The organism is Sphingobium sp. LSP13-1-1.1, assembly GCF_040676415.1.
GTDB lineage: Bacteria > Pseudomonadota > Alphaproteobacteria > Sphingomonadales > Sphingomonadaceae > Sphingobium.
In genome coordinates this window covers 181,636-193,419 of record NZ_JBEGHU010000001.1, presented here as the reverse complement: position 1 = coordinate 193,419, position 11,784 = coordinate 181,636, and the positions used below count along the sequence as shown (strand labels likewise).

Sequence of the window (11,784 nt, the reverse complement as noted above, 5' to 3'; positions counted from 1 at the left end):
GGACCCGCCACGGGGCGCAACGGGAGATCGCGTCGCCGTCCTATTCGTCAAAGATTAGCTCAAGCATGTTGGTGACGAGCGCGGGTTTTTCTGCCCCCTCCAGTTCCACCACGCATTCCAGTGTAACGAAGAGACCAGCTTCCCGCCGTTCCGCCCCGCATATCCGGCCGCGCAGCCGGATCCTGCCACCTTCCGGCACGGGAACGAGAAACCGAAGGCGGTCATAGCCATAGGACAATGCCCGGCACACATGCTCGAACTTGATGAGTTCATAGAGCAGGCCGGGAATGAGTGAGAGGGTGAGAAGACCGTGCACGATGGTGCGTCCGCCCGGCAATTCACGCTGAGCGCGTTCGACGTCCACATGGAACCAGGCGTCATCGCCGGTCGTCTCCGCGAAGCGATCGATCAGCGGCTGGTCAAGAAGCATCCATCGACCGGGCCCGAACTCGGTTCCGACCAGATCGGCGTAATCATGTGGCGAACGGAGGATCAGCACGGGACAGTCCATCATGTTGTTTCCTTCACCTTGCTTCCTTGACAGCAATCCTGACCGGCAGAGGTCCGCCGCACCGTGGTCGCAGGGGAGGGGCGGTATAGGGCCTGTTCGACGCGTTCATGGATGTCCCGGGGGGGCTCCGGGCGACGGATCATGGCGGCAAACTCGGCGGGCTCTGCCCGGCCACTGGCTTACGTTGTCAGGATCGTCCAAACGGGTTGTGGATCAAGCGGCCTTTCCGGCGAGGAAGCCGCCGTCGACAGCAACGATCGATCCGGTGGTGAAGCTTGATCGAGGGGATGCCAGGAAGACAACTGTATTGGCAATTTCATGTGGCTCGGCCACGCGATTCAGCGGGTGTGCCGCGTTGGTGCGTGCGACAAGCTCTGGAACGCTCAGCAGATGAGCGGTCAGGTTAGTCGCCACCGTGCCTGGCGCGACGGCGTTTACCCGGATATTATGCGGCGCAAGTTCCAGTGCGAGCGTCTTGGTCAGCCCGACGACACCATGCTTGGAGGCGACGTATGAACTGCGGTTGACGACCCCCGTTTCCCCCGCAACTGACGCGATGTTGACGATGGAGCCGCTGACCCCTTGATCGATCATCCGACGCGCGGCTATCTGGCTGAAGAGGAACACTGATGTCAGATTCACGTCGATGACGTTCCGCCAATCGTCGACCGGGATATCGACAAGCGCGCGCCGCTCGCCGATGCCTACATTGTTCCCGAGCACGCGGATCACGCCGAATGCAGCTTCCGCTTCTGCCATCGCGCGGCTTACGTCTGTCTCCTGGCTGGCATCGGCAATGATCGTGATTGCGCGTCCTCCGGCTGCATTGATCTGATCGGCAACGGCCCTGGCGGCGTCGGCATTCTTGTCTATGATTGCCACAAAGGCGCCGTTCTCGGCGAGCAGCAGCGCGGTTGCCCGGCCGATTCCGGATGCCGCGCCGGTCACCAGCGCGGGAACCCCAGCAAGCCCAAGATCGAAGCCCGCGGTCATGCGAGCGAAGCTTTCGCACAGATCGACGTCAAGAAGCTACATATTGTAAAGTGGGCGCCGGTCATAGGTCACTCATCCTCTCAATCCTATTATCTAGTTCATATGTTCTAAGTTCGCCTATATTATGAGTCCACAGATTTTTGGAGCGTGTTCGTAGAACAGAGCGGCGGCCGGCCTCGGCGGCTCTTTCGGAATGATCGGGCGGCCCGGCGCTGGCATGGCACTAAGCAGGCAATTTAGGCCGCTTCTACATGCTATAATTTAACATAAGATATATTATCGTACTTTAATAGTGTAAGTGCGGGATAGAAGTGACACTCTCGGGCGTCCTTAACAGAGCTTGGTAGCATGATCCTCCTGGCAGTTCCGGAGGACGCGCTTATGACGGTAGCGGCGATGAGCCATGGCGAGTTTTCGCGCTTTGATACGTTGTGGCGCGTGGATCGCGGCGAACTTCGGGTCGAGGATGCGGCGCTGTTCCAAAAGGAACAGGGCTGCTGTCTTGTCCTGAAATCCAATCCGTTCTCAAGCCGCGAAGTTGCTTGGCCGTTTCGTGTAATTCCGAACGGTCCTTATTTCTCACCATTGTCCTTCACGCCCACGGTGGGGACGTCAATGGTTTCCTTCTTGGTACCTACAACCACCACTTTGGAATCGACGTCAACCTTGGGAAGTTCCCCACCCTTCACGCTGACCTCGGGCACATCGCCGCCCGACACATCTGCCTTCCAGAAGCCGGTTGCGAACAATATTCCCACCACGACCAGAACCAGGATCAAGGCGATTGCGACGGTCCGTCCGCCCCGATGTTTATGAATGACAACCCGCTCGCCGGTGTAACGATCAGTATGAACATCAACCATCGCCATCCTCCACCTATGAGAACGGAGAAACAATCAGCTGTTAACTCTAGTTCCGCTCTGTTGACGCCGCGTCGAAGACGGACTTCCACGAAGCAGCCATAGTGGAGCGCCAGGCATTGCCAGGCTTGATGCCCCACCACCCGATTGTCGCGATGGGCTCCCCGGCCCCCTTACAGCGCTATGGAGTCCCTCCATCTATCGCAAATCGATTGCCTTCCGCTTTGCGCCGGGCATAGAAAGCCGACGAGAAAATGGGGGCGCATTGATGAAGATCGGATCCTGTGCATTGGTGCTTGCGATTGGAGCAGTTCTACTGCCGATGACAGCGCACGCAGATGATCCCAATGATCCGACCATGCGCAGCACTGCGGCCCGCGCGCGCGATCGGGCAATCATCAAACGGATGAACCAGCAGCAGTTGGCCTATGTCCGGGAGCGCGACGCGAAGATCATGCAGAATTATCGCCGAGCCCAAGGGCAAGGTGATGGCTATGCGGATGCTCGCGGTGAATATGCGCGCAAGATGACGGAGTGGCGGCGCGCCGTTGCCGCTTGCAATGCCGGGCGTTGGGAATATTGCGACTAGAGGGACGCATAAGGGACGCATAAGGAATGTCAGGTCGCGTTACCTGACGGTAACTGCCACATATCCAGCTATCACCTTCAACAGGCGACATCTGGGGAATTGCTCCTTACATCCCCTCGATGACCATCGCTATCCCCTGACCGCCACCGATGCACATCGTGATCAAGGCGTAGCGTGTCTTCGTGCGGCCAAGTTCGTAGATGGCCTTCACCGTCAAGATGGTCCCTGTCGCGCCGACCGGATGACCCAGCGAAATTCCCGACCCATTGGGGTTCACCTTCACCGGATCGAATCCAAGCATCGTCGAAACGGCACAAGCCTGGGCCGCAAATGCTTCATTGGATTCGATGACGTCGATCTCATCAAGCGTCAATCCCGCCCGCGCGAGCGCGATGGGCACCGCCTCCACCGGACCTAGTCCCATGTGGGAGGGTGCAACCCCGGCATGCCCCCAACCGAGAATTCGTGCCATCGGCCGTAGGTCGTGCTGCGCGACCGCATCGGCCGAAGCCAGGATGACGGCTGCTGCGCCGTCATTGATGCCTGAGGCGTTTCCTGCAGTGACCGTGCCATCCTTTTGAAATACCGGCCGCAATGCCGCCAACGCGGCGAGGTCGTTTTCGGCCCGGACATGCTCGTCAACCGCAAATTCACGAGTTGCGCGCCCGACCTTGACCATCACCGGCAGGATCTGGTCGTTGAAACGTCCTTCGGCTTGAGCGAGCGCAGCGCGGCGATGACTTTCCGCCGCCAGCACATCCTGCTGTTCACGTGTTATGTGATGATCACGCGCAACATTCTCCGCCGTGACGCCCATGTGATAGCCGTCTATGGGATCGCTCAGCACAGCGACCAGCGCATCAATCATCGCGACATCGCCCATCTTTCGACCGAAACGCACATCCGTCACATGATGCGGAGCGCGGCTCATCACTTCGGCGCCTCCGGCGGCTGCTATATTAATCTCCCCCTGGGCGATTGCCCGCGCCGCGGCGATGATCGCTTCCACGCCCGATCCGCACAAGCGGTTCAATGTCAGCGCTGGCGTACGTTCCGGAATGCCGGCACGCAATGCAGCAACACGCGCGAGATAAGCGTCCTGGGGCCGAGTCTGGATAACCTGCCCCATGATGACATGTTCTACATCACCCGGCTGGATAGCCGCTCGTCGCACAGCTTCGGCGATCGTCAGCGCGCCCAGTTGCGCAGGTTCGAAATCCTTGAGGCTGCCGCCAAAATCCCCAATGGCGGTCCGGACGGCCGATACGATATAGGCTTCCTTCATTATCAAGTCCTTGTTTTTACAGCCACCAAGCGGACCGAAGCCGATAGTCATACGGCTTCTGGAACAGATGATCTAACTTATCCATACGCATCAGGAGCGACCATGAGCCGCGCGGGCGGTTGGCGATCGCCTCCTAAATGCATTGTTCTGTCTTGCCTGCGCCACTTTGAAGGGCAACGGCCCCTGCACCTTCCAGGATGCAGGAGCCGTCTCCCCCATTTAACAGCCTATGATGTTTCAGAGTTCGCCTGGTCGAAGCGTTATCTTCAGCCAGATTTCGCGACCGCGCGAGATTGGGCCTTCAAAGTCCGGCAACACTCCGACGGTGGTGCCTGTACCTCTCCCGGTGCCCGGCGACTGAAAGCCGGAATAGGCGTAATAACGATTGGTCAGGTTGCGGCCTATGAGCGCGACTTCTACGCCGCCGGACTGCGAACCGACCGATATCGACCCGTCGAGCAGAAAGCGTTGCGGATTGAAGCCGATCGGGTTGAGTTCCTGAGACAGAAAATATCGCGACGTGTAGACGCCGTTCAGGTTGAACTTGGCCTTCAGATTGTCGCCGACCGCTGTTTCATAGGAGGCGCCGACGCTCCCGCTGAACTTGGGTGCACGGGGCAGCGGACGTCCCAGCATCTGCTGTTGATCCGGCACGGTGCCCGCGTCTGGACCGTCCGTGGTGCAACCGCCCGCGATCGTCTGCCCGACATAGCAGGCCGACAGGAAGGGTGAATCATATTTCGCCGAGTTCAAGGCCGCCGAAGTCGTAAGCGTCAGACCCGGTATGGCGTGGGGCGAAAATGTAAGATCCCCTTCCAGACCTTTGACGCGTGCCGAAGAGGCATTGAGGATCAACAGCACGATCGTGGCGGGGTCAAGTCGGCTGAGTTGCAGATCCTTGTAACGATAGGTGTAGGCGGCAAGGTTCAGGCGTAGCTGGCGGTCGAACATCAATGCCTTGAAGCCTGCCTCGAAACCTTTCACTGTTTCAGGACGATAGAAGGCTGGGATGTCAGTAATCGCCGGGTTCGCCAGGGCGGCGCTGTAGGTATTGAAGCCGATCTGATAGGCGCCGGACTTGTATCCCTGCTTGTAGGAAACAAACAGGTTGGTATTTTCCGACGGCTTATAGGACAGGGTCGTTTCAGGTGACCAGTTTGAAAATTGGACCTCGGGCGTGGTGAACTTGTTGGGCAGTCCAGCCGGCGGAACGATGTCCTGATACTTGCGATCGCGGGAATAGCGAACGCCCGCGGAAAGGCTCCATTGATCGGTCATGTTCCAGTCCATCTGACCAAAAGCGGAGATGGACTGCGAGCGGAGAGGGAAATTCCAGTAAGGAGAAAGCGGCGCTATGGCGGTCGTGTTGATCACCCCCTGCTCCAGAACGCGCAAATTGTCCTTCTGGTAGAAAGCGCCCATCATCAGGTCGATCGGCGAATCTGGGCTCGCGTATGAGAGCCTGACCTCCTGGCTGAAGGCATTCTTCCTGACCGACGACAGCCCCCCGATAAAGAAGCGGGCGCCTGATGTCTGCGCGTCGATGACCCTCTGGCGGATGCCATACCACCCTGTGACCGAGTTCAGCGTGATATCATCCGTCAATTTGTAGGAGATATCGGAACTTATCAGATACTGGCGGACCTTCAGAAAATTACTGTCTGAATTCCATGCCGGATTGCCCGTGACCGCTTGAATGGCTGCGGATGGAATGGCGGCGAAGACGACCGTGTCGTTGGGTTTGCAATCATCGGTGCCAGCAATGGCGCCGGGCCCCTGCGCCGCACCTAGCGGGCAAGCGATCTTCTGACTGGTCGTGTAACTGCCATTTTCGCGGACGTGATCATAGGTTGCGCGCAGCTTTACGGTAAGCCGATCTGTCGGCATCCAGTTGGCACTGAGGCGAACGCCCTCCTCGTCCGTGCCAGGAGCATAATCGATCGACCGTGCGGGGGCGACGTTGCGGAAGAAGCCCCGCTGGCGGGAGAAGCGCCCAGCCAGGCGCATGTCCAACGTGTCCGTTACCGGACCCGACACATAGCCGTCCAGATCGACCTGGTGAGCGTTGAATTCATAACCGGCGCTGAGCTGCGAGTGGAAAGTGCTCGTCGGTTCGGCCGATCTCATGGAGACGATGCCGCCGGTCGAATTCTTGCCGAAGAAGAGCGCCTGCGGCCCTTTCAGCACTTCGACCTGACCGATGTCGATGTTCCCCATGCGCACGACGCCGCCATAGCTGAGGGGAACGCCATCGATATTGATGGTCACCGCGGGCTCGGACGATGCATTGGAGGTCGGGCTGGCGACGCCGCGCAGCGTCAGGTTGCCGCCATAGGGGCCTGTCGCTGGCGAAATGATGAGCATCGGCGTCAGCTTGGCGACGTCGGTGATGTTCGTAACGTTGAGGTCCGCCAGCTTTTCCGCGGAAAATGCCGTGAGCACGACCGGTGTCTGCAGCGTCGTCTCGTTACGCCGACGGGCGGTAACGATGATATCCATGTTCTGACGCGCCTCTGCGGAGACGGCCGCGTCATTCTGCGCCGGCACCTCCTGCGCGGACACGACGGGAACCGCCATGCTGGCCATCGCCAGCACGGCAAGGCTCGCCATGCGATAACTGCTTTTCATGATGCTCCCTCCCTTGTTTTATACCCCGAACGGGGCACAGCCGCATTTCGTCCGCGCGTCTTTCGGCGTGGTGCGATTTGAAATGCGTCGGACAGACCGTTGAACAGCTGCATCTTCTATGTCATGCAGATAGCGGATTTGAGCAAGTGTTCTAACCCCTGCACCATCCGAACGAATGTATTAACGCATGCTCGTTAATGGCCGTTATCCTTGGTTTACAGTGCCATCAACGTCTCTTCTGCCTGGACTGTCTTGTTATTGTTCCAGAACCCGTTGGTGACGAGGGGCATCCACTTCCTGGCGTCATGTGAGCAGGACAGGATGACGTGGCGATGCGGTGCAACTTGGCGTTCGTCGCGTACCTTCATCCTCAATAGCTTGCTTTCACGTCCGGGACATCAGTTCCGCGCTGAAACGATCCTCGTGGTAGATCGCGTCGCCCCATGTCTTTTCGATTTCCAGCATCCGGCGCAGGTAACGGCTGAGCTCATATTCGTCGGTGATGCCGATGGCGCCATGCAGTTGGATAGCGGCCTCCAGCACCGCGCGGCCATGGCGGCACACGAGCGATTTCGCCGCCGAGACATCCTGCTTGCGCGTCGGCGCGTCCTCTTCAGCCAGTGCCGCCGCCGCCATGTACGTTGCCGAGCGCGACTGTTCGGCCGCCACGACCATGTCGGCAAAACGATGCTGAAGGGCCTGGAAGCTGCCTATTGGCTTGCCAAACTGGTGGCGGGTCTTGAGGTAGCCGGCTGTAAGCGCCAGCATGCGGTTCATGAGGCCCAGCGCCTCGGCGCAGAACGCGACTATGCCATGATCGATCGCCCGGTCGACCTTGACCGGGGCATCGTTGCCCTCGAACAGGGCCATTGCTTCAACGGCATCGAACGATAGGCGCGCAATCAAGCCTCCATCCAATCCGCGCAGCGGCGTGATGGAAAGGCCAGGCTGACCTGCGGCGACGAGAAACGCATTTGGCCCCGTCTCTGCCAATTGCGCCGTCACGATGAAATGCGTCGCGGTGACGCCATCGATCACGAGTTCCTTGGTGCCCGACAATCGCAAGGTTCCGCCATCGTCTTCAACCCGCGAATTCAATTGTGACTGGTCGAAATCCAGGATGGACTCATCGCTTGCCATTGCGATGCGGATGCTGCCCCCGGCAATCCCCTGCAAACAGGCGGTGCGAACATCTGTTGAACTGGACGTTTCGATCAGCTTGGGCGCGATCACCGCATAGGATATGAAAGGTGGCTGCACGAGCGACTGTCCCAATGCCTCACAGATGAGGAGCGTTTCGGCCATTGTTAGGCCGAGGCCGCCGTCGTCCTCTGCGATCATGAGACCCGCAAGACCCAGTTCCGCCATTTCCTGCCATCGATGGATCGTGGCGGTGGCCATTGCTTCGAGGGAGTTGGGGGCGGGTTGCCTGGCGATGACGCTGGCGGCAAATTTCTCGACAGTATCGACCAGCGCACGCTGATCTTCGGTAAGGTCGAAGTTCATCCTACCCCCCACAGGTGCACGGTTTCCCGATAGATCAGATTTTTCTGAATTTCGGTGGTCCCGCCGACCAGGCCGGATTTGCGGAACTCCAGATATGTCGCCGCCGCGCCGTTCAGGACATGGCCATAGGGCGGAATTGCGTCGGTCTCCCCTCCCCTGGCCAGCGGATCGTAGGCAAGACCCGCTGGTCCGCCCATGTCCATCAGCAGCGCCGAAAGCCGTTCCAGAAGATCGGTGCCGCACAGTTTGAGAATGGAGGCGGACGGCGCGCGCGGATCGCCAGGCTGGGCCGCAATCACGCGCATCAAGGTCCATTCATGCGCCTTGAGATCGATACGGATGCGGTCCAGCCGCACGCGCAAAGCGCGAAGCCGGTCAGGCGAAACACCTTGTTCAGTCATGCGGTCGAGCATTCGGACGGCAAATTGCAACAACCGTTTTGACTGGCCCAATCCAGCGATTTCCGTCCGTTCCGCGTTCAGCAGAAACTTGGCGACCGTCCAGCCCTGATTTTCCCCTAACACGATATTTTCGCAGGGTACTTCGACATCCTCAAGGAAGACCTCGTTCACGTCATGCGCTCCGTCCAGCGACCTTATGGGTCTGACGGTGATCCCCGGCAAGTCCATTTCCATGAGAAGGAAAGTGATCCCTTCCTGTGGCCGGCCGTGATCCGACGTCCGCACAAGACAGAACATGTAATTCGCCCAATGCGCCCATGTCGTCCAGATTTTTTGCCCATTGACGATATAGCGATCGCCCTTGCGCACGGCCTTGGTCCGGAGTGAGGCCAGGTCCGAACCTGAAGAAGGCTCGGAATATCCCTGACACCACCAGTCACGCAGCGTCGGGATGCCGGGAAGATAGCGCTGCTTCTGCTCGGCCGTGCCAAAATGCTGGAGGACTGGGCCGATCATGTTGATGTGGGGAATTTGCCGGGGCGCGCCGGCCAGAAAACATGCTTCCTCAAAATGAACGCGCTGCATTGGCGACCAGCCGGGGCCACCATATTCGGCGGGCCATGCAGGCGTTGCCCATCCACGTTGGTCGAGAATGGCCTGCCAGCGCAGATAGTCGTCCTTCGTGAGATGCTGAAGATTGTTGACGCGCGTCCTGATATCTTCGGGCACCAGGGCGGCGATCTCGTCGCGTATCATGTCGCGAAAGTCGCGGTCGGCGGCGTCGAATGTCAGATCCATTGTCAACGACTCCTGTCGATCGAAACACGGCCTTGGGTGAAGACGACCTTGTCGCGGGCGGACACCCGTGCCTCCAGCCGCGCGCCGGCTTCATCCCGCCAAAGCGCGAGCGCCAGCGTCTCGCCAGGAAAGACTGGCGCGCTGAACCTGCCCGAGAACGAGCCAAGGCGTCCGCTGGCCACGGCGCCATCTTCATTGCACAGCGCCTTCTCGACAAAAGCGGCGCACAGTCCATAAGTCGCCACGCCCTGCAGAATGGGACGCGGGAAGCCGGCCTTGGCGGCCACGTCGGGGATCAGGTGAAGCGGATTCTGGTCTCCCGTGAGCGCGAAGAGCTGCGCCGCCTGCGTGGATGTGGGTACTTCCCAGACCCGGTCCGGGGCGCGGTCGTTCATCACATCCGAAGGGGCGACTTCGAAGGGAGGCGCTCCGGCTACCTGGTCGGAGCGACACAGGAAAGACATGAACAAAGAGGTATAATGTATACCGGACTGGCTATCCCGAAGATCTCGCACCATATTGATCACGCAGCCACGCCCCTCACCGCGATCGAAGACTCCATCCATGCGGGTTTCGCTGGTCACCTGTCCTTCAACGGGCAATTCCGCGTGTGAAATCATAGCTTGGCTACCATGCAGGACTGCCGACATTGTGAGCCCCAGCCCCATCGTATGAAGGCGTGGTGCAGCAAGTACGGTAGCCATTGCCGGCAATGCGCGAGACGGAGGCACCGGCCCCAGATGTTGACGCGCCCAATCGTCGCTGGGATCGACTCCGCAACCGACGCTCAGCGCGTAAATACAGCTATCCTTGCCGGAATAGCTTTGCTCCATGACCACGGGCGTCATATCCATCAAAGCGTCATAGGCCTGGATCATGCTTCTACGAGCTCCTCAAGGAAGGCGCGCGCTTTTTGGAACATGGCCGCCGATGCGAGAGGCTGGTTGTCGCGCTCATATCACCCCCTTGGCCGACAACTCGGCCATCGCTCGTTCATCGAGGCCCAGCATTTCTCGCAGCACCTCTGCAGTGTGTTCGCCGATGACGGGCGGTCCCAGGCGGTATTCGGGTGCCGATACCGAACATCGGATCGGGCTCGCGGCGACCGTGATTTCACCTGACAGAGCGTGAGGAAGTTTGACTTTCATGTCGCGCGCACAAAAATGAGGATCGGATTCGAGGTCGGACATGCGGTTGATCGGACCGCATGACACGCCCGCGGCATTGAGAAGCTTGATCCAATGTTCGCGAGGATGCTGAACAAGGATCTTGGTCAGGGCGGCGGCGACATCGTGACGGTTCACGACCCGCGCACCCATCGAATTGAACGCAGGGTCATCGACCCATTCCGGACAGCCGACCGCCACCGCCAACCTGGCGAACTCCCGATTATTGAACGTCGCAACGAGCAGATAGCCGTCGGAGGTTCGATAGACGCCATAGGGGGACGCGCTCGGATGATCATTGCCCGTGCGTGGCATCTCAAATCCACCATTGAACCATGCTGTGAAGGTATTCGCCATAGCGGACACCTGAGAATCGAATAGTGAAATGTCGATCGACTGCCCCTGCCCTGTCTTGTCGCGCTCCCGCAGCGCCAACAATATGCCAATGACGGCGTCCTTCCCGGCAAGGATATCTGCAATCGGCACTCCCACCCGCATTGGAGGACCGTCAGGATCGCCGGTTACACTCATCAAACCGGACATGGCCTGCATCAGGAAATCATAACCGCTGCGATACGCATATGGTCCAGTCTGTCCGAAACCGCTGACCGAGCAATAGATCAGGCCAGGATTATGTCGCCTGAGAGATTCATAGTCGAGACCATATTTCTCAAGCGTCCTCGGCCTGAAGTTCTCGATGAAAATATCAACCCTGGAAGCTAGGGTACGGAGCAGTTGTGCGCCTTCATCACTCTGGAAGTTGACCGAAATAGAGCGCTTGTTGCGATTGGCGGCCTGAAAATACGTGGATTCTCTGGTTTCATTTCCATCAGTATCGATCAGCCATGGGGGACCGACATGACGCACATCGTCGCCTTCACCAGGCCGCTCGACCTTGATGATGTCGGCGCCAAAATCTCCCAGGCACTGCGTTGCTGTTGGTCCTGCAACAACCCTTGTCATGTCGAGAACTTTGACACCGGACATTACAGACATCGGAAAACTCCCCGGCCCTTTCCTCGCGAAAGAAACCCCATTTCCTTGGTT

Annotated in this window: 10 protein-coding genes; 1 reads left to right on the top strand and 9 read right to left on the bottom strand. The window is 59.0% G+C overall.

What is annotated here, in order from left to right:
• Positions 1–40: 40 nt before the first annotated feature.
• From MRBLSP13_RS00765 to MRBLSP13_RS00755, 3 genes are all read right to left on the bottom strand, one after another.
• Entirely contained in the window at positions 41–514 is a 474-nt protein-coding gene (locus MRBLSP13_RS00765) for a MaoC family dehydratase (protein WP_363736058.1), read from the bottom strand.
• Positions 515–724: 210 nt separating this feature from the next.
• Positions 725–1,504, bottom strand: a complete 780-nt coding sequence (locus tag MRBLSP13_RS00760; RefSeq protein WP_363736057.1) for an SDR family NAD(P)-dependent oxidoreductase — start codon at positions 1,502–1,504, stop codon at positions 725–727.
• A gap of 572 nt (positions 1,505–2,076) precedes the next feature.
• Positions 2,077–2,367 (bottom strand): hypothetical protein, encoded by a 291-nt coding sequence (locus MRBLSP13_RS00755; protein WP_363736056.1) that lies wholly within the window; start codon positions 2,365–2,367, stop codon positions 2,077–2,079.
• Positions 2,368–2,722: 355 nt separating this feature from the next.
• On the opposite strand from MRBLSP13_RS00755, the gene MRBLSP13_RS00750 reads away from it, so the two are divergent.
• Positions 2,723–2,953, top strand: a complete 231-nt coding sequence (locus tag MRBLSP13_RS00750) for a hypothetical protein (RefSeq protein ID WP_363752108.1) — start codon at positions 2,723–2,725, stop codon at positions 2,951–2,953.
• Between the two features lie 106 nt (positions 2,954–3,059).
• Here MRBLSP13_RS00750 and bktB read toward each other — a convergent pair whose 3' ends face one another.
• The 6 genes from bktB to MRBLSP13_RS00720 all read right to left on the bottom strand — a co-directional run bounded on the left by bktB (position 3,060) and on the right by MRBLSP13_RS00720 (position 11,733).
• Positions 3,060–4,238 carry a beta-ketothiolase BktB gene (gene bktB, locus MRBLSP13_RS00745; RefSeq protein ID WP_363736054.1) on the bottom strand — a complete coding sequence of 393 codons (1,179 nt, stop codon included), beginning with the start codon at positions 4,236–4,238 and terminating at the stop codon, positions 3,060–3,062.
• A 237-nt stretch (positions 4,239–4,475) separates the two neighbouring features.
• Positions 4,476–6,866, bottom strand: a complete 2,391-nt coding sequence (locus tag MRBLSP13_RS00740) for a TonB-dependent receptor (RefSeq protein ID WP_363736053.1) — start codon at positions 6,864–6,866, stop codon at positions 4,476–4,478.
• Positions 6,867–7,250: 384 nt separating this feature from the next.
• Positions 7,251–8,372 (bottom strand): acyl-CoA dehydrogenase family protein, encoded by a 1,122-nt coding sequence (locus MRBLSP13_RS00735; RefSeq protein WP_363752105.1) that lies wholly within the window; start codon positions 8,370–8,372, stop codon positions 7,251–7,253.
• Positions 8,369–9,571 carry an acyl-CoA dehydrogenase family protein gene (locus tag MRBLSP13_RS00730; protein WP_363752102.1) on the bottom strand — a complete coding sequence of 401 codons (1,203 nt, stop codon included), beginning with the start codon at positions 9,569–9,571 and terminating at the stop codon, positions 8,369–8,371. The genes MRBLSP13_RS00735 and MRBLSP13_RS00730 overlap by 4 nt, the downstream gene beginning before the upstream one ends.
• 2 nt (positions 9,572–9,573) lie before the next feature.
• Positions 9,574–10,449 (bottom strand): MaoC/PaaZ C-terminal domain-containing protein, encoded by an 876-nt coding sequence (locus MRBLSP13_RS00725; RefSeq protein ID WP_363736049.1) that lies wholly within the window; start codon positions 10,447–10,449, stop codon positions 9,574–9,576.
• 75 nt (positions 10,450–10,524) lie between these two features.
• Positions 10,525–11,733, bottom strand: coding sequence for a CaiB/BaiF CoA transferase family protein (locus MRBLSP13_RS00720; RefSeq protein ID WP_363752099.1), 1,209 nt, complete (start codon positions 11,731–11,733; stop codon positions 10,525–10,527).
• Between the last annotated feature and the right edge of the window lie 51 nt (positions 11,734–11,784).

What these genes read in the sequence shown, in the direction of transcription:
- MRBLSP13_RS00730 (WP_363752102.1), bottom strand. Translation starts at nt 9,571, where the DNA reads ATGGATCTGACATTCGACGCCGCCGACCGCGACTTTCGCGACATGATA.
- MRBLSP13_RS00725 (WP_363736049.1), bottom strand. Translation starts at nt 10,449, where the DNA reads ATGATCCAGGCCTATGACGCTTTGATGGATATGACGCCCGTGGTCATG.
- MRBLSP13_RS00720 (WP_363752099.1), bottom strand. Translation starts at nt 11,733, where the DNA reads ATGTCTGTAATGTCCGGTGTCAAAGTTCTCGACATGACAAGGGTTGTT.
- MRBLSP13_RS00765 (WP_363736058.1), bottom strand. Translation starts at nt 514, where the DNA reads ATGATGGACTGTCCCGTGCTGATCCTCCGTTCGCCACATGATTACGCC.
- MRBLSP13_RS00735 (WP_363752105.1), bottom strand. Translation starts at nt 8,372, where the DNA reads ATGAACTTCGACCTTACCGAAGATCAGCGTGCGCTGGTCGATACTGTC.
- MRBLSP13_RS00750 (WP_363752108.1), top strand. Translation starts at nt 2,723, where the DNA reads ATGCGCAGCACTGCGGCCCGCGCGCGCGATCGGGCAATCATCAAACGG.
- bktB (WP_363736054.1), bottom strand. Translation starts at nt 4,238, where the DNA reads ATGAAGGAAGCCTATATCGTATCGGCCGTCCGGACCGCCATTGGGGAT.
- MRBLSP13_RS00740 (WP_363736053.1), bottom strand. Translation starts at nt 6,866, where the DNA reads ATGAAAAGCAGTTATCGCATGGCGAGCCTTGCCGTGCTGGCGATGGCC.
- MRBLSP13_RS00760 (WP_363736057.1), bottom strand. Translation starts at nt 1,504, where the DNA reads ATGACCGCGGGCTTCGATCTTGGGCTTGCTGGGGTTCCCGCGCTGGTG.
- MRBLSP13_RS00755 (WP_363736056.1), bottom strand. Translation starts at nt 2,367, where the DNA reads ATGGTTGATGTTCATACTGATCGTTACACCGGCGAGCGGGTTGTCATT.